General features: G+C 43.6%; 16 protein-coding genes. 3 read left to right on the top strand and 13 right to left on the bottom strand.

The window, feature by feature from the left end; genetic code table 11:
• Window positions 1-40 precede the first annotated feature (40 nt).
• From tcdA to ACMXYO_RS06805, 6 genes are all read right to left on the bottom strand, one after another.
• A complete protein-coding gene (gene tcdA / locus ACMXYO_RS06830) occupies window positions 41-841 on the bottom strand; it encodes a tRNA cyclic N6-threonylcarbamoyladenosine(37) synthase TcdA (protein WP_415887763.1) in 801 nt (266 codons plus the stop codon).
• Window positions 842-872: 31 nt separating this feature from the next.
• Window positions 873-1,091 (bottom strand): hypothetical protein, encoded by a 219-nt coding sequence (locus ACMXYO_RS06825; protein WP_415884205.1) that lies wholly within the window; start codon window positions 1,089-1,091, stop codon window positions 873-875.
• Window positions 1,088-1,786 carry a TIGR01621 family pseudouridine synthase gene (locus ACMXYO_RS06820; RefSeq protein WP_415887762.1) on the bottom strand — a complete coding sequence of 233 codons (699 nt, stop codon included), beginning with the start codon at window positions 1,784-1,786 and terminating at the stop codon, window positions 1,088-1,090. Before ACMXYO_RS06820 ends, ACMXYO_RS06825 begins: the two co-directional genes overlap by 4 nt.
• Before the next feature lie 182 nt (window positions 1,787-1,968).
• Window positions 1,969-2,682: a DnaA regulatory inactivator Hda gene (gene hda / locus ACMXYO_RS06815; RefSeq protein WP_415887761.1), complete on the bottom strand. Its 714-nt coding sequence runs from the start codon at window positions 2,680-2,682 to the stop codon at window positions 1,969-1,971.
• Window positions 2,672-3,772: an AI-2E family transporter gene (locus ACMXYO_RS06810; RefSeq protein ID WP_415887760.1), complete on the bottom strand. Its 1,101-nt coding sequence runs from the start codon at window positions 3,770-3,772 to the stop codon at window positions 2,672-2,674. The genes hda and ACMXYO_RS06810 overlap by 11 nt, the downstream gene beginning before the upstream one ends.
• Window positions 3,773-3,784: 12 nt before the next feature.
• Window positions 3,785-4,819, bottom strand: a complete 1,035-nt coding sequence (locus tag ACMXYO_RS06805; RefSeq protein ID WP_415887759.1) for a DUF2066 domain-containing protein — start codon at window positions 4,817-4,819, stop codon at window positions 3,785-3,787.
• A 429-nt stretch (window positions 4,820-5,248) separates the two neighbouring features.
• On the opposite strand from ACMXYO_RS06805, the gene purM reads away from it, so the two are divergent.
• From purM to ACMXYO_RS06790, 3 genes are read left to right on the top strand one after another with little or no spacing between them, the layout of a single operon-like run.
• Window positions 5,249-6,307, top strand: coding sequence for a phosphoribosylformylglycinamidine cyclo-ligase (gene purM, locus ACMXYO_RS06800; protein ID WP_415887758.1), 1,059 nt, complete (start codon window positions 5,249-5,251; stop codon window positions 6,305-6,307).
• An 8-nt stretch (window positions 6,308-6,315) separates the two neighbouring features.
• On the top strand, window positions 6,316-6,963 hold the full coding sequence (purN, locus tag ACMXYO_RS06795) for a phosphoribosylglycinamide formyltransferase (RefSeq protein WP_415887757.1): 648 nt from the start codon (window positions 6,316-6,318) through the stop codon (window positions 6,961-6,963).
• A gap of 13 nt (window positions 6,964-6,976) precedes the next feature.
• Window positions 6,977-7,693 carry a DUF3108 domain-containing protein gene (locus tag ACMXYO_RS06790; RefSeq protein WP_415887756.1) on the top strand — a complete coding sequence of 239 codons (717 nt, stop codon included), beginning with the start codon at window positions 6,977-6,979 and terminating at the stop codon, window positions 7,691-7,693.
• Window positions 7,694-7,737: 44 nt separating this feature from the next.
• Here the strand turns inward: ACMXYO_RS06790 and ACMXYO_RS06785 are convergent, their stop codons facing one another.
• The 7 genes from ACMXYO_RS06785 to odhB form a co-directional block, all read right to left on the bottom strand.
• Window positions 7,738-8,955: an EAL domain-containing protein gene (locus ACMXYO_RS06785; RefSeq protein WP_415887755.1), complete on the bottom strand. Its 1,218-nt coding sequence runs from the start codon at window positions 8,953-8,955 to the stop codon at window positions 7,738-7,740.
• Window positions 8,956-9,301: 346 nt separating this feature from the next.
• On the bottom strand, window positions 9,302-11,299 hold the full coding sequence (locus ACMXYO_RS06780; protein ID WP_415887754.1) for an EAL domain-containing protein: 1,998 nt from the start codon (window positions 11,297-11,299) through the stop codon (window positions 9,302-9,304).
• A 157-nt stretch (window positions 11,300-11,456) separates the two neighbouring features.
• Window positions 11,457-12,095, bottom strand: coding sequence for a hypothetical protein (locus ACMXYO_RS06775; RefSeq protein ID WP_415887753.1), 639 nt, complete (start codon window positions 12,093-12,095; stop codon window positions 11,457-11,459).
• A gap of 122 nt (window positions 12,096-12,217) precedes the next feature.
• Window positions 12,218-13,090, bottom strand: coding sequence for a succinate--CoA ligase subunit alpha (gene sucD, locus ACMXYO_RS06770; RefSeq protein WP_415884193.1), 873 nt, complete (start codon window positions 13,088-13,090; stop codon window positions 12,218-12,220).
• Window positions 13,090-14,256, bottom strand: a complete 1,167-nt coding sequence (gene sucC / locus ACMXYO_RS06765) for an ADP-forming succinate--CoA ligase subunit beta (RefSeq protein ID WP_415884192.1) — start codon at window positions 14,254-14,256, stop codon at window positions 13,090-13,092. The genes sucD and sucC overlap by 1 nt, the downstream gene beginning before the upstream one ends.
• Window positions 14,257-14,404: 148 nt before the next feature.
• Window positions 14,405-15,844, bottom strand: a complete 1,440-nt coding sequence (lpdA, locus tag ACMXYO_RS06760) for a dihydrolipoyl dehydrogenase (RefSeq protein ID WP_415887752.1) — start codon at window positions 15,842-15,844, stop codon at window positions 14,405-14,407.
• Between the two features lie 40 nt (window positions 15,845-15,884).
• The gene (gene odhB / locus ACMXYO_RS06755; RefSeq protein ID WP_415887751.1) at window positions 15,885-17,096 is read right to left on the bottom strand and encodes a 2-oxoglutarate dehydrogenase complex dihydrolipoyllysine-residue succinyltransferase; all 1,212 of its coding nucleotides are present in this window, start codon (window positions 17,094-17,096) and stop codon (window positions 15,885-15,887) included.
• Between the last annotated feature and the right edge of the window lie 10 nt (window positions 17,097-17,106).

Raw genomic sequence — 17,106 nt, 5'->3', positions numbered from 1 at the left:
CTAAATGCTCCCTTTTTTATTAGTTTTTAATCTTGCTGGGCTATTCACCTTGCCCCTGCCTTTCCCAGCGTAAACGCATTTTTTCTAATACACGCGCTACGGCTGCAAAGCCGAAACTTGCTGTTACACAGGTCGATGCACCAAAGCCTCCCGCACAATCTAGTCGGGTATTGCCATCGGTAATACTCTTCTGCGCACAGACCGAACCATCAGGTTGCGGATAAACCAACTGCTCAGTGGAATAAACACAATCGACAGAGAATCGTCTGCCACTTTTACTGAATCGATAGTGTCTACGTAGGAAAGAACGCACTTTAGCCGCGAGCGGGTCGTGATTGGTTTTGGCTAAATCACAAATATCAATTTTAGTTGGATCTGTCTGACCACCAGCACCGCCCACGGTGATAATCGGAATCTTGCGATAGCTGCAATGGGCAATCAGCGCGGCTTTTTCTTTAACGCTATCGATCGCATCAATTACATAGTCAAACTCATTGGTAATCAGTTCTGGAATGTTTTCCCGTGTAATAAAATCTTCGATCTCATTTACTTCACATTCTGGATTGATCAGTTTGATACGCTCTGCCATCGCTTCGGTTTTCGAGCGACCCACATTACCGTCTACCGCATGAATCTGACGGTTGGTGTTGGTAATGCAGATATCATCTAGATCAATCAGTGTGATCTTACCAATTGCCGTTCTGGCTAAAGCTTCAGCCACCCAAGAGCCAACGCCACCAATACCAATCACACAAATATGAGATTGGCGGAACATATCAACCACATCCGTACCATATAGACGGCGTGTTCCACCAAAACGATTTTCAAAACCTGAGGACAACGTAACCTACCTCTATCGCTTTAAAACGAAATTAAAATTCGTCTTCAGTAATTTCGGTCAAAATCACGTGACCGCACTTAGCACATTTACCTTCGATAAATATGATGTCGTTTAATTCATATTCTTCAGGTTCAACCATTCCAAGATTAACTTCTTGGCAGTTGTCACACCATGTTTGCTCTAGAAAGGCCTTCTTCTCATCTGCATCACGTGATTCAAAATCACGTTCTATACGTTCACCTTCGCTCATTTTTGTGCCTTATCTTTTTCAGGTAACTTCGGCCAAGACAAACTCTCTGGCCGATCAAAATGTTCTTTAATGATATCCAATGCCTCTTGATCAAATTGATCGCCCTGCTCTGGATAGCTCTTGTAAGTATATCGCTCACCACCACAACTAAATGCTAAAGAGTATGCGTGCAGATAGGTACGGTCTGATGTTTCACCACCGTAGGTATTATCCCCCAAAATTGGCGCACCTTCACTTTTAAGCGCAACCCTAATTTGGTGAGTTTTCCCCGTCGTCGGTTTAAGTAAAAACAGTCTAAAACCTGACTTCAGTGAGCAACTAAAAAACTGTGTCACGGCTGGGTTTTGTCGGCTTTTTACAAGCTTCCAACTACCGCGTCTAGCCTTCTCCATATCCCCCATAATAAGCCCTTGCTTACGCTTTGGCTTATTAGTAGAGATAGCTAAATAGTATTTCGAAACCTCACGGCTTTTGAACTGATCAGCGAGTATTTTGGCAGCTTCAGCACTCTTGGCAAATACCATAAGACCTGATGTAATTTTATCTAAACGGTGCACCAGATAGATCTGATCTAAATCTAACTGTTGCTGCAACATCATGGTAAATCCTGCTTCCTCTTGATCTTTATGCACACTGATTCCTGCTGGTTTAACCACCACAACAAAATCACTGGTTTGATCAATTATCTGAAACACAGAATTTCCCGCCAAAAAATCGCGATCATGCGGGAGTTATAGAGATATTTCAAGGGGAGGAAAAGAACATCCCACCCCGGAAGTAAAAAATCGACTCTTACTTATAGCTTATCTATGTGTTTGAGTAGCTTATTAACTTTATCAATATAGATATGAATAGTTAGATTACAAGCGTTCGAAGACTAAAGCCCAGTCACTTCTTTAACAAAAGGAATGGTTATTTTACGTTGTGCACTTAGTGAGGCACGGTCCAACGTATCTAACAAACAGGCTAAATCGTTCATATTGCGACTGGCATGATGAAGCAGAAAGCGTGCGACTTCATCTGAAAACTGTAACCCACGGGCACTTGCTTTCGCCTTTATTGCTTTTAACTTAACTTCATCATTAAGCGCTTGAACCTGAAACACCATTCCCCAACTTAGTCGGGATGCTAAATCAGGTAGGTTAATTCCAAGATGACGCGGCGCAGCAGTTGAAGCAATGATAAGAGTATTGCCCTGCTCACGGATTCGGTTAAAGAAGTGGAACAACGCTTCTTCCCAAGCTTTATTACCAGCAACGGACTCTATGCCATCGATACAAACCAGATCGAGAAACTCCATCCCTTCCAGAATGCCACCACCCATCTGTTTCAATTCATCCAGAGGGAGATAAGCCGCACTGCGACCTACAGGATCGGCTTCATGACATACCGCTTGGAGTAAATGAGTACAACCAACACCTTCACTACCCCAAATGTAAGTAAACTGCTCACCATCACCACTCGCGGCCGCTTTTAAACTCGCGCAAACCAGCTCATTGCCTTGAGCATAATAATTCTCAAAACGAGCATCATCTCGGAGACTAACCGATAGAGGTATTTGGAAAGGTTGTAATGGTTGTTTAGTTGTCATTAACTACTGGTTCGACTTGTTCTAACGCTTTATCTTCTTCTGAGCCGTACAATGTACTGCCTTTGTAACCTTCATGCAGGTGACGTAATAGCACCATAATAACAGCTGCAACAGGTAGAGCTAAGAGAACCCCAACAAATCCGAACAGCTGCCCGCCCGCCATAATAGCAAATATTACCGCAACAGGGTGTAATCCAATACGGTCACCTACTAATAATGGCGTAAGTAACATTCCTTCAAGCATCTGCCCAATAATAAAGACCACGCCGACGTAGCCTAGCACCATTGGGTCCTGGAATTGCATAAAAGCAGCGATTCCTGCCACCGCAATACCAATGATAAATCCCATATAAGGAACAATACTAGCAAGGCCCGCGATCATACCAACCAATAGCGCTAGATCAAGCCCTACGATCCATAAACCTACTGCATAAACAATTCCCAGAGCGACCATCACTAGTAGCTGGCCTTTCATAAACGCACCAAGTACCTCGTCACACTCACTGGCCCATAGAGAAACTTTAGGTTCGACATTACGTGGTAAAAGGCGTTTAACCTTAGCAATCATCACATCCCAATCACGCAACAAGTAGAAAGTAACTACAGGAATTAGCACTAAATTAGCCACCCATGCCACGATCGCTAGACCCGATCGCGTAATACCTCCCAGTAACTGCCCCATGATATCGCCGGTTTTTTGTAAATCACCAATCAAAACATCTTTAACATTGGCAAAACCAAACGTAGTAGGCTCCAGACTGAACGTTGCTAATATCCACGGAAAAATCTGTTCTTCAAAGAGCTGTATGGCTTGCGGTATACGGGCCAACAACGTCTGAATTTGATGGCCGAGTTGAGGAAGCAATAAAAGGAACATCATAGCAACCAAGGCTGTCATCCCGATAAAAACAATGATGACGGAGCCTGTTCTAGACATCCCTAAATCTTCCAATCGATCAGCAATAGGGTCTGACAAATAAGCAAAGAGCGCCCCAACCAGAAACGGCGAAAGTATTGGAGAAAGTAGATACACCAAGCCGCCCAATACGACGGCAAGTATTAAGAAAAACCAACGTTGAGATTCAGTCATTTATCGTTCCTGCTATCCTTGCCAACGGTAGATCATTACCGCAGAACCATCTTGATTACGAAGACTATCAAGCAGTTGCAATTGCGGTTCTAGTGAGATCGCTTGACGTAGCTGCTCTTCACTACCATCTAAGTCAAGTCTAACTGTAATTTGATTACCTATTGCACGTTCAATTTTCACCTGACGGACAACAGATAAACGCTTTAGAAAATCAATCAATTGTACGTAATCCGATAGGTTAGAAATATTTTCTACTTGAATAGCAACGCCAGTCTGAAAATGACTAAGCTTATAACTCACGATCGGTTTAAAAAGAGTATCAGCCACTCGATTAATGACGGCATTAGCGACCTGATCAATATTGCCTGATTCAGCTAATGGCTGATTGATACCATCGTTAATAAATAAGCCTGTAACAGATACACCTTCTGATTCAGATTTAGTCAATCGACCAGCAATCACAGCATCAGGCTTATAGCGAGTTGAAGCGTGCAAAATTTGCCGATCTTTTAATATCCAAATATCAGTAGGTGGAAGCGCTATTTGGTCAGTTAAGTCCAATATTGGGAATTGCAGCGGCAAACCACGTGATTTTGCAGCAAACTGCAAAGCCTTATAAAAAGAATCATTAGATTTGAGATGGTCTTTTTCACCCGATGCATTCGATGCAAACCACAGCAAGACAGTCGCTCTTTGCTCACCTAACGGCTTAAAACCTGTGCGGGTAACTAAACTATCGATAACTTCTGGGTGAAAATCTAAAACTAAATATCCCCCGCCCTCTTCAGTGATGTAGCTAAATTGCTTTAACGTTCTAGCTGGTGCTTTGAGTTGAGACTGGATCTGAGAATCATCGGCAATACTGGAATTTCCAGATACTTTAACCAGTACTTTTACTAGTCCAGAGCTAACCTGAAGATCGCTAGGCGCAAGCCTTTGCTCTCCAATAGGGAGCGTCACCCGATAAAGATCAGTCACCGTACTTGCAATAACAAATTGAGACACTGTTAGCAAAAGCACGGCTATTAAGCTTCGCATCAAATCCATTAAACCGCCTGCAATAATTCTAAAATTATGAACTAAGGAACCTACGAACAAGCCTGAAACAACTCAGGCTTCCAGAGCAATTGAAGCACGAGGCAATGATTACAGGCATGCTGGTTGCCTGGCGAAAACAATTAACAAAGTGGTTCAGTTGCTCTGCAAGCCCCGTAGGGTGGGCTCTAAAGCGACCATCTACTTTGTCAGCCAGCTTAAAAAGGTCTAGACATTTCGCTGCGCTGGCTTTCTCGTATCTGGTCATTTTATAGCCCACTGAGTACGTATTAGACTTGTTCTCAGGTTCCTCACTTTACCATCCCACATAATTATTTCATATTCGTTGCCCAGATGAGTGTATTCAAGCGTGATAAAACGGTAGAATATGCGGCAATATTTTTCTTCCTCTTTCCTTGCACACGAAAGGTTAACTGATCCATGTCTACTGGTTCTGATAACAGCTCACTGAGCTATAAAGACGCTGGCGTTGATATCGACGCTGGTAACGCCCTAGTTGATCGAATTAAAGGCGTTGCTAAAAGCACAACTCGCCCTGAAGTTATGGGCGGCCTAGGTGGTTTCGGCGCACTATGCCGTATTCCTGAAGGCTACCGTAAGCCTGTACTTGTTTCTGGTACTGACGGTGTAGGTACAAAATTACGCCTAGCTATGGATCTAGGAAAGCATGACACCATCGGTATCGACCTAGTTGCGATGTGTGTTAACGATCTAATCGTTGCTGGCGCAGAACCTCTACTTTTCTTGGATTACTACGCAACAGGTAAACTTAACGTTGATACTGCTGCAGATGTAGTAAAAGGTATTGGCGAAGGTTGTTCTCTAGCAGGTGCTGCACTTGTTGGTGGCGAAACAGCTGAAATGCCTGGCATGTACGAAGGCGAAGATTACGATCTAGCTGGCTTCTGTACAGGGATTGTAGAAGAAGACGAGATCATCGATGGTACTAATGTAAAAGTTGGTGACACGTTGATCGGCCTAGCGTCATCTGGTCCACACTCAAACGGTTACTCTCTAATCCGTAAGATTCTAGAAGTAAGCGGCACAGAGCTGACTGCAGATCTTGATGGCAAGCCACTAGCTGATGCATTGATGGCGCCAACACGTATCTACGTTAAGTCTCTTCTAAAACTGATCAAAGAATCTCAAGTAAACGCTCTGTCTCACATTACAGGTGGCGGCCTGCTTGAGAACATCCCACGTGTTCTTCCAGAGAATGCTAAAGCTGTAATCGATGTTAACTCTTGGACTATGCCAGCAGTATTCAACTGGCTACAAGAGCAAGGTAACGTTGATGCAACTGAGATGTACCGCACATTCAACTGCGGTGTTGGCATGGTTATCTGCGTACCTGCTGACAAGCAAGACGAAGCACTTCAGCTACTAAACGAAGCTGGCGAAGATGCTTGGGTTATTGGTTCAATTGCTGCTGCGCAAGCAGGTGAAGAGCAAGTTGAACTAGCTGGTCTGGAGGCGTAATTCGCCCGATGACTAAACGAATCGTTGTCCTGATCTCAGGAAGTGGTTCCAACCTCCAGGCTATAATGGATGCAATCGATGCCGGTCAAATTGATGGCCGCATCGAAGCAGTCCTCAGTAACAAAGCTGAGGCTTATGGCTTGGAGCGTGCCCGCAACTCCGATATCCCTACACTTGTTTTAAAACATACCGACTTCGATAGCCGGGAAAGTTTCGACCAAGCGATGATCAAACAGATTGATACTTATCAGCCTGACTTGATTGTTCTTGCAGGGTTTATGCGCATCCTTACTGCTGAATTTGTTCGGCACTACAACGGCAGAATGTTTAACATTCACCCGTCGTTACTCCCTAAATACAAAGGCCTTCATACCCATCAGCGTGCAATTGATGCCGGTGATAAAGAACACGGCTGTACCGTGCACTTTGTATCTGAAGAGCTAGATGGTGGCCCACTGGCCATTCAGGGTAAAGTAAGTATAGATCTGGAAGATACGAGTGAGAGCTTGCAACAGAAAGTCCACAAAGTGGAACATATTATCTACCCTCAAGCGGTAAGCTTATTTTGTTCCGGCAGACTGATCTGGTCTGACGCTGGCGTTACCTTGGACGGTAAAGCAGCACCTACTCAGGGCTTTCAGCACGATCAAATTTAATGAGGTAGCCAGTATGCTCAGAGCAAATAAGACGTTAATAAACTCCCTTTTCGCGTCCACAATCCTCTGGGCTACTCCTCTAGCTGCAGACACCGCAACGGCTTTTACTCCTTTTACCGCAAGCTACGAGATTGATTGGGATGGCAGTATTTCCCTCAGCGGTAGCACGACACGCAAACTGCAAAAGTCCGAATCTGGCGAATGGCTGTTTGAATCAAAAGCCTCCGCAATGTTTGCTAGCATCTATGAATCCAGTAAATTCACGCTAGAAAATGCAAAGCTAAAGCCACTCAACTATTCGTTCAAACGTAGCGTACTTGGCAAAAAGCGTAAGGCTGAGGTTCATTTTGATTGGCAAAACCAATTAGTAACAAACAAGGTTGAAAACAAGCCTTGGAAAATGCCAATTACAGAAGGTGTACAAGATAAAATCAGCTATCAATTACTGTTACAACAAGCAGTCGCTAAAGGCGATAAAGAGTTTCAATACTCTGTAGCAGATGGTGGAAAGCTAAAAGAATATAACTTCATCGTCGATGGCAAAGAGAGCATCAAAGCTCCTATCGGTGAGTACGAAGCAATTCGTGTAAAACGCGTGCGTAAAGACGGTAGCACACGGCAGACTTTTATCTGGTTTGCACCCGAACTAAATCATCAGATTATCAAACTACACCAGATCGAAAAGAAAAATAAAGCCTACACACTTCTTCTAAAAGAGCTGAAAAAATAAGGGTTAAACTTACCAAGCTTAACCCTTAGATTAGACAACAAAGGTTAACCTATTTCTGGAATCCAACTTGCTGGCATTGCGCTAAAACCATTAAACAGATCACTCTCCTGCCCCTCATCCAGCAAATCCGCAAGCAGGATACGGGAGTCATCGATAAACAAAACAGCCGTTTGCGCTCGCTGCCCTGTATGAATATCTTGGTATGGTTCTGAGAAGACCAAACGATTTTTCGTATCAGCGGATCCTAGAAGCTCAAAGAAATAAGGCCTCCAACTCCAGTTAAACCCTCTATGTTTTTCATTAAGGATCCAGCCTTTATCACTATTTTCAAAGTTTGGAGAAATCTGATTACCTAAGCGATCACAGATATAGAAACGCATTAAATGCTCTGTCGCGACAAAGTGCTGCAGATCTTCATCACTACTTGCAGCCTTTAAGACCTCTCTTAACGAGAGCAATTCTGCTTTAACCTTTTCCGCACGCCAGTGACTTCGGGACGTGGCATTAATCGCCATATCACGATAATGACTTAATAGATCCTTCACTTGTTTAGTGGTCGAATCTGGCAGCAACATCTCAGACTGCGCCTCAGAGAAAAGAAAACCCTGAACATATACTGCATTACAGCTCAGTGCCAAATAATATTCATCATCAGTTTCAACGCCCTCACACAGCACCTTACTGCCGAGCTTGGAAGCAAGCTCACCCAACATTTGCACCATTGAAGCTCGGCGACTGTCAGTCGAACCACTTTTCAGCAAAGTCATATCTAGCTTAATGATATCCGGCTTTAACAAGGCAATTCGATCTAACTGCGAAAAGCCCGTACCGAAATCATCGATAGCAATACAGAACCCCTCCTCACGATATCGCTCAACTAACCTTTGAATTACATCCAAGTCACCATCAAGTTCAGTAATCTCTATAACAACTCTTGATGGATCAACTGCGAGCTGCTTAATCATTTCCAAGGTAGGAATGTTATCCAGGGACTCAAGGTATTGCAGCCACTCAGGGGATATATTGATACTAATAAAAGTATCTTCAGGCAGTGATTGGATCTGCTGAAGCGCCTGAAGCCTCACATCTCGATCAAGCTCAATCCGCTCTTTAACAGAGAGGTCCTTATCTGAAAAAATTCTACCCGCAGAAACCGTATCGCCGTTCTCATCTTTCATCCTTGCCAGTGCTTCGTACCCAGCTATGCGACCAGTTGCGGTTTCAACGATAGGTTGGAAGTATGGAAAAAGCTTAAGACTCATAATGGACTACTCTGATAAATTTTTGGCATTTAAAGGTATAGATACAAACAACACCCAACACATGCTTCACAATCAAACCGGACTACAAAAAATAACATATCCTGTAAGGCAGAAGACTTATATTACAGCCAAGAGTATTTTTTTCATCTCCAATTCTATCGATCGCACCAAACAAGTGCCAAATCAAATTAACGCCGCACAAAAATAGTTCTCAACGCACTATAAATAGAATAATGAAGATAAAAGAATGCAACACTCCCTTGGCTTTACAGCTTTTACAGCGACAAACACAACAGATCTGCCGCCCCTCGCTTAGAACAGCAATAAATAGACCAAAACAACAAACTTAGAGAGAGTCTAAAGGAGCTGGCTCACCCAACAGGAAGCCCTGTAGAAAATCAACACCGATGTCACGTGCGCATTGCTCAACTTCTCGATTATGCACAAACTCTGCAACTGTCTTTACATTCAAGCGCCTCGCAAAGTCGACAACCGTTTCAGCCACTATACGCGCATTGTCATCCTTATCGATATAACGAATTAAAGACCCATCAATCTTTATATAATCAATATCAAGCTTTAGTAGGTATTCAAAATTGGAATAACCTGTACCAAAGTCATCAATAGCTAAGCAACATCCTATCGCTTTCACTTGATCAAAAAATTGAATAATGAGCTCAGAATCCTCAATTCCTTCACTTTCAACTAATTCGAAAACAAGCCGATTCCCTACCCCGTAGCGCTTAATCGTTCTAATAATGTAATTAGAAGTATTCGGGTTCAGGATATCCGAGGCTGTGATATTAATAGAAAAATTGTCGCTTCTTTTTGCAAAAAACTCACAGGCTTTGGAAAATACAATACGGGTTAGATCACCATAAAGCCGACCATGCTTAGCTGCTTGCAAGAATAGATAGGGCGAAATGTAATTATCACCCTCTCTTAGCCTCATTAAACACTCATAACGATTAATATCAGACGAATTAACATCCAAAATTGGTTGAGCAAAAACTTCTATTCGATCTTCATGAATAGCTTCACGAATTCTTTTAAGCCAAGTAATGTTGTTATCAATTTGACGCTTTAGAGGCGAATAGATGTCATATATTTGAACTGATAAATGCTGTTCTTTAGCACTATGAAGGGCAATATCTGCATGCAGAAGGAGATCCTTCGTACAGCCACTAGAAGCCCCGATAGTCACAGCTAAAGCAAACTCGATGCCTATCACGGTAATAACCTTTTCCGCTACACGCGCGACAATAGAGTCACACAACGCATCAAAACCGATATCTCGCAAATGATCTTTGCAGAAGAGTGCAAACTCATCACCTGACAGACGATAGAGATCTAAATCATGGAGTTCAGCAACTTGAGAAAGTAAGATTGCCATATCACGCAGTAATTGATCACCAACAGCGAAGCCATAATATTCATTAACCAACTTAAAGTCGTTGATATTCAGTATGGCCAATGAACCAGACTCAACTGAAGTCAAATCCTCCAACAAACTCTGCCTATTTGGCAAACCGGTAAGCTGGTCAGTAATCTGCCTTCTAATGCGTTTCTCTTTCTCGGTGAGAGATGTCACATCAAAACGAACCGAAATGAATTCAATAATCTTACCGTCTGAATCCATAATTGGAGAGATTGCCGTATTTACATAATAATCTTGTCCATTCTTTGCTCTGTTTCTCAGCGTACCTTTCCAAGTTTCACCTGAAAGAATAGTATTCCATAGGTCTTTAAAAATATCAGTCTGGGTTTGGGGGTGCCGAACAATGGCGTGAGTTGATCCTACTAGCTCTTCAGAGCTATAACCTGAAACCTTACAGAAATGATCATTCACATAAGTGATAACGCCATTTGGGTCTGTCTTAGAGACAATAGCACTGCAATCAACAACACCTTTATATTCTTCGAGTAACTGCTGCTTCGCACTCAAGGCTTGCTGTAAGCCAGCCTCATGGTCTTTTTGCAATGTAATATCGGTAATATACCCCTCTATAGCAAAAAGACTTCCGTCTTCAGTTACACCATGCCCCTGCTCCCATACCCACAGGACATTTCCACCCTTTTGTGTAATCTTATATTCAACACTGTAGGGCTTCCCTTCAACTAGAGCCCGATCAACAACATCTCGATAACGAGAGTGACATTCAGGGTGTATGAGTTGCTTAAAGCTAATATCTCCCTCTAACCACTCATCTACAGAGTAGCCTGTTAACTCTTTACAACCTGAAGTAATCAATAGCAAAGCTCGATCACCCTGAACAGAGCGTCGATAAAAGGCACCGGGCATACGCTCGGCTAAGGCATTCATTGCAATCTTAGTACTGCTCAAAGATTATCGCCCTCAACCAAATTAACCATACGAAAAGAATGGTTATTATTAAAACGCATAATACTATGATGAGTAAATAAAATTGTAGCAGCTAAATAAAAGACAGAGTTATTAAGAACAACTAGCTTTATTGACAGGTGAATCGAATTAAATAGATCTAACGATCAAAACGCGTATAAGAATCCAATTCACGTTCAACTGGAACTTCCCACTTTTCAAGAAGCTTACGCGCCTTGGCAAACTTTTCCTCAGCATCCACTCTAAGATGACCAAGAGAACCAGTCATAGACGCACGAACACGAAGCATCTGGTACTTAAATAACGGCGTTAATTTACGTTCGATATAAGTTCCACAAATCTTTTCTTGTTGCAGCACTACAGCAGGGTCAGAAGAATCAAACAATTGAGATTCTAGTTTTAATAAAGCCTGCACATCCTGACAGAGCTCCAATTGCTCTTGCGCAGACATAGCAGCAAGCACATAAGCACCTGAGATAGGGGTAAAAGCAGCGATAGAAGTTGCGACTTTTCTATCTGATCTTTTAACAGCTTGATCTACTGTAACTTTACGATGGATTAGAAATTGTCGCTGCATTTCCTCAGACTTTTTCAATAACAGCTTATTTTCTTTTTTAAGATCGAAATTCTCTTTGCTATACGTTTGCATATCCTTAATCGGGCCTAAGGCTTTATATTCAGCTAACTCTGAATACATTTTATAACCGAAGAAACCAGCACCACTTACAACAGCCAAACCAACAACTGAAGTAACGCCTATCACGATAAGGTTTTTCATAAACGATCTGCACTTAAAATAATGTTATTTAACAATCACATTAAACAGATGATGTTTCAACACCTATTTGTTCAGGCAATAAAAAAGGCAGCCTCAGCTGCCTTTTTTAGAGAGATTCTAGCTTACCAGCCAGTAACTTCTTTTAGTGCGTCGCCGATCTGAGCAAGTGAACGTACAGTCTTAACACCTGCATCTTCAAGTGCTGCGAATTTCTCATCAGCAGTACCTTTACCACCAGAGATGATCGCACCAGCGTGACCCATACGCTTACCAGCAGGTGCAGTAACACCAGCAATGTAAGAAACAACAGGCTTAGTAACGTTTGCTTTGATGTAAGCAGCCGCTTCTTCTTCTGCAGTACCACCGATCTCACCGATCATTACAATCGCTTCAGTCTGTGGATCGTTCTGGAACATTTCCAGAATATCGATGAAGTTAGAACCAGGGATTGGGTCACCACCAATACCTACGCAAGTAGACTGACCGAAACCAGCATCTGTAGTCTGTTTAACAGCTTCATAAGTAAGAGTACCAGAACGGGAAACGATACCTACTTTACCTGGTAGATGAATGTGACCTGGCATAATACCAATCTTACATTCACCTGGAGTGATAACACCTGGGCAGTTAGGGCCGATTAGGCGTACACCTAGCTCGTCACACTTAACTTTACACTCAAGCATATCCATAACTGGAATGTGCTCAGTGATACAAACGATTAGCTTAACGCCACCGTTTGCAGCTTCTAGGATAGAATCTTTACAGAATGGAGCAGGAACGTAGATTACAGATGCATCTGCGCCAGTTGCTTCAACAGCTTCTGCAACAGTGTTGAATACAGGTAGACCTAGGTGAGTTGTACCACCTTTACCTGGAGTTACACCGCCAACCATCTGCGTACCGTACGCGATAGCTTGCTCAGAGTGGAAGGTACCTTGACCACCAGTGAAACCTTGGCAGATTACTTTGGTGTCTTTATTAATCAAAACGGACATTATTTACCCTCCGCTGCGTTTACTGCTTGCTGAGCTGCATCAGTCAAGCTAGTAGCTGCGATGATGTCTAGACCAGATTCAGCAAGAAGCTTAGAACCTAGATCAGCATTGTTACCTTCCAGACGTACAACAACTGGTACGTTTACACCTACTTCTTTAACCGCGCCGATGATACCTTCAGCAATTAGGTCACAACGTACGATACCGCCGAAGATGTTAACCAATACAGTTTTAACTTTTTCGTCAGCAAGAATTAGTTTGAACGCTTCAGTAACACGCTCTTTAGTCGCGCCGCCACCAACGTCAAGGAAGTTAGCAGGGAAACCACCGTGTAGAGCAACGATGTCCATAGTACCCATCGCAAGACCTGCACCGTTTACCATGCAGCCGATAGTACCGTCTAGAGCAACGTAGTTTAGATCCCACTCAGCAGCGTGTGCCTCACGCTCATCTTCCTGAGATGGATCGTGCATAGCTTGAAGATCTTTGTGACGGTAAACAGCGTTGCCATCGATCGCTACTTTAGCGTCTAGGCAGTGCAAGTTACCTTCATCAGTAATAACTAGAGGGTTAATCTCTAGAAGAGCCAGATCTTTTTCTTGGAACATCTGAGCCAGACCCAAGAAGATTTTAACGAACTGCTTAATCTGGTCGCCTTCTAGGCCCAGTTTGAACGCAAGATCGCGACCCTGGTAAGGCTGAGCACCCGTTAGCGGATCAACTTCAGCTTTAAGAATCTTTTCTGGAGTTTCTTCTGCAACTGTCTCGATTTCAACACCACCTTCAGTAGATGCCATGAAAACGATACGGCGAGTAGAACGGTCTACAACAGCACCAAGATATAGCTCGTTTGCAATATCTGTGCAGTCTTCAACCAAAATTTTAGAAACAGGCTGACCATTTTCGTCAGTCTGGAATGTAACTAGGTTTTTGCCCAGCCAGTTAGCTGCGAACTCTTGCGCTTCTGCAGGAGAGTCAACCAACTTAACACCGCCAGCCTTACCACGGCCGCCAGCGTGCACCTGAGTTTTAACAACCCACTTATCACCACCAATTTTTTCAGCAGCTTCAGCCGCTGCTTCTGGAGTATCTACTGCGTATCCTTTGGATACCGGCAGACCATATTCGGCAAACAGCTGTTTACCCTGGTACTCATGAAGATTCATGCTCTAACCCGTTGTGTTATCACTATATGATTTTTTCTGTATCAGGGATCTAAATACGCCCCTGTAACAGCCCTGTTGGTTCTAGCAACAAGTTTTATATACGGCTTACTCCTTGTAAGAGTAAGCCGGATCTCTCTGTGCTAATTACTTAGCGTTTTTTACGATTCGCCATATGAATCGCGTGTCCATCAACTGCTAGTGCTGCTTCATGTACAGCCTCACTTACAGTCGGATGGGCAAATACTGTCATCTGAAGGTCTTCTGCACTTGAGCAGAATTCCATAGCGATAGCAGCTTGACCGATAAGCTCGGAAGCAATACCACCAACCATGTGAACACCCAGAATACGATCAGTTTCTTCGCAAGCGATCATCTTAACGAAACCTTCGGTATCGTTAGCAGCCATTGCACGACCGGAAGCAGCAAATGGGAATTTACCCACTTTAACTTTAACGCCTTCAGCCTTAAGCTCTTGCTCAGTTTTACCAACCCAAGCTAGTTCAGGATGCGTGTAGATGATGTTTGGAATAACGTCATAGTTAAGCTGTGCATGGTGACCAGCAATGATGTCAGCAACCATGATGCCTTCTTCAGAAGCCTTATGCGCAAGCATTGGGCCACGAACAGAATCACCAATCGCATATACACCAGGAACACCAGTCTGACATTTCTCGTCAACGAAGATGAAGCCACGCTCATCTAGAGAAACACCAGAGTCATCAGCAAGTAGACCTTGAGTCTGTGGCTTACGGCCTACAGCAACGATCAACTTATCAACAACCATTTCCTGCTCACCGTTGGCATCAGTGTATTTAACTTTCACTTCTTTGCCGTCGATGATTTCAGTGCCTGTGCAACGAGCACCAAGCTTGATGTCTAGCTTCTGTTTCTTGAAGAGTTTTGCAGCTTCTTTAGCTACATCTTTATCTGCTAGCGCAAGGAAATCGTCCATTGCTTCAAGTACAGTAACTTCTGTTCCTAAACGCGCCCAAACTGAACCCATTTCTAGACCGATAACACCCGCACCGATAACACCCAAACGCTTAGGCGTTTCATCGATATCTAGTGCACCAGCATTATCAAGGATCAAACCTTCAGTAAGCGGTGCCGGTGGGATTTCAACTGGTACAGAACCAGACGCTAGAATCACGTTTTCAGCATCATAAGTAGTAGAAGAACCGTCAGCTGCAGTCACTTCTACTTTCTTACCACCGTGTAATTTGCCCATACCCTGAAGCAAAGTTACACCGTTTGCTTTAAACAGACCCGCAATACCGCCAGTTAGGTTGCCTACGATCTTGTCTTTACGAGCAACCATCGCTTTAACATCCATAGTGACATCGCCACCCGTTTGGATACCGTGCACGTCAGCATGCTGAGCATTGTGGAATTGGTGAGTAGATTCCAGTAGAGCTTTTGAAGGAATACAACCTACGTTTAGGCATGTACCACCTAGAACTGCACCACCTTTGTCATCAACCCATTTTTCAACACACGCAGTTTTCAGACCAAGCTGTGCTGCACGGATCGCTGCTACATAACCGCCAGGACCCGCACCAACAACAATAACGTCAAATTTATCAGACATGTTTTATCCTATCTTCACTCTGTTCTTATCAGGACTAACCTTAAACCTCTAGAAGCATACGTGCAGGATCTTCTAGAAGGTTCTTAATTGTCACTAGGAATTGTACAGCTTCCTTACCATCAATCATACGGTGATCGTATGACAGAGCGAGGTACATCATTGGCAGGATCTCAACTTGGCCATTAACAGCCATCGGACGTTCCTGAATTTTGTGCATACCTAGAATAGCAGTTTGTGGTGGGTTCAAGATTGGAGTAGACATCAAGGAACCGAATACACCACCGTTTGTAATTGTAAAAGTACCGCCCTGCATATCATCCATGCCAAGCTTACCTTCACGACCACGCGCACCAAAGTCTGCGATAGTTGATTCAACATCAGCTAGCGTCATTGCATCCGTATCGCGTAGTACTGGAACCATCAAACCACGGTCAGTAGAAACAGCTACGCCGATATCTTGGTAACCATGATAAACCATGTCATTACCATCGATAGATGCGTTAACTGCTGGGAATTTCTTCAGCGCTTCAGTCGCAGCTTTAACGAAGAAAGACATGAAACCTAGACGAGTACCGTTATGTGTTTTCTCGAACAGGTCTTTGTACTGCTTACGCAGTTCCATAACCGGCTTCATGTTTACTTCATTATAAGTTGTAAGCATTGCAGCATTCTGCTGCGCTTCAACTAGACGCTTAGCAATTGTTGCACGTAGACGAGTCATTGGAACTCGCTTCTCTACACGCTCACCTGCTGGAACGTTAACTGGCGCAGCAGCTTGTGCTGGAGCAGCGGCTGCCGCAGGAGCAGGTGCTGCTGCAGGCGCTTGTGCACCGTTTTTGATGAAGTTCTGAACGTCTTCTTTAGTGATACCGCCATTTTTGCCGGTACCAGTAATTTGAGATGCATCCAGGCCGTTTTCTTCGATCAGTTTACGTGCAGCAGGACCAACTTTATCAGCATCACCTGCAGGCGCCGCAGCTTCTTCGGCAGCAGCTGGTGCAGCAGAACCTGCAGCACCCGCTTCAAACTTAGCGATCACTTCATCACTTAGAACTGTGTCGCCTTCGCCTTTTAGTACTTCAGCAATAACACCGTCTTCTGGTGCTACAACTTCTAGTACAACTTTATCAGTTTCGATATCAACAATAAGCTCGTCAGCTGAGCATGCTTCACCTGGCTGTTTGTGCCAAGTTGCGATTGTGCCGTCTGCTACAGATTCTGGGAACGTCGGCGCTTTGATTTCGATGGACATGTTTTTTCCT

This window comes from Neptuniibacter sp. QD37_6, assembly GCF_047778085.1.
GTDB lineage: Bacteria > Pseudomonadota > Gammaproteobacteria > Pseudomonadales > Balneatricaceae > Neptuniibacter.
Note: the sequence above shows the minus strand (reverse complement) of the source record. Positions and strands in the feature narration are given on the sequence as shown.

What these genes read in the sequence shown, in the direction of transcription:
- hda (WP_415887761.1), bottom strand. Translation starts at nt 2,682, where the DNA reads ATGACAACTAAACAACCATTACAACCTTTCCAAATACCTCTATCGGTT.
- ACMXYO_RS06785 (WP_415887755.1), bottom strand. Translation starts at nt 8,955, where the DNA reads ATGAGTCTTAAGCTTTTTCCATACTTCCAACCTATCGTTGAAACCGCA.
- purM (WP_415887758.1), top strand. Translation starts at nt 5,249, where the DNA reads ATGTCTACTGGTTCTGATAACAGCTCACTGAGCTATAAAGACGCTGGC.
- ACMXYO_RS06775 (WP_415887753.1), bottom strand. Translation starts at nt 12,095, where the DNA reads ATGAAAAACCTTATCGTGATAGGCGTTACTTCAGTTGTTGGTTTGGCT.
- ACMXYO_RS06805 (WP_415887759.1), bottom strand. Translation starts at nt 4,819, where the DNA reads ATGGATTTGATGCGAAGCTTAATAGCCGTGCTTTTGCTAACAGTGTCT.
- ACMXYO_RS06790 (WP_415887756.1), top strand. Translation starts at nt 6,977, where the DNA reads ATGCTCAGAGCAAATAAGACGTTAATAAACTCCCTTTTCGCGTCCACA.
- ACMXYO_RS06825 (WP_415884205.1), bottom strand. Translation starts at nt 1,091, where the DNA reads ATGAGCGAAGGTGAACGTATAGAACGTGATTTTGAATCACGTGATGCA.
- lpdA (WP_415887752.1), bottom strand. Translation starts at nt 15,844, where the DNA reads ATGTCTGATAAATTTGACGTTATTGTTGTTGGTGCGGGTCCTGGCGGT.
- ACMXYO_RS06810 (WP_415887760.1), bottom strand. Translation starts at nt 3,772, where the DNA reads ATGACTGAATCTCAACGTTGGTTTTTCTTAATACTTGCCGTCGTATTG.
- purN (WP_415887757.1), top strand. Translation starts at nt 6,316, where the DNA reads ATGACTAAACGAATCGTTGTCCTGATCTCAGGAAGTGGTTCCAACCTC.
- sucC (WP_415884192.1), bottom strand. Translation starts at nt 14,256, where the DNA reads ATGAATCTTCATGAGTACCAGGGTAAACAGCTGTTTGCCGAATATGGT.
- odhB (WP_415887751.1), bottom strand. Translation starts at nt 17,096, where the DNA reads ATGTCCATCGAAATCAAAGCGCCGACGTTCCCAGAATCTGTAGCAGAC.
- sucD (WP_415884193.1), bottom strand. Translation starts at nt 13,090, where the DNA reads ATGTCCGTTTTGATTAATAAAGACACCAAAGTAATCTGCCAAGGTTTC.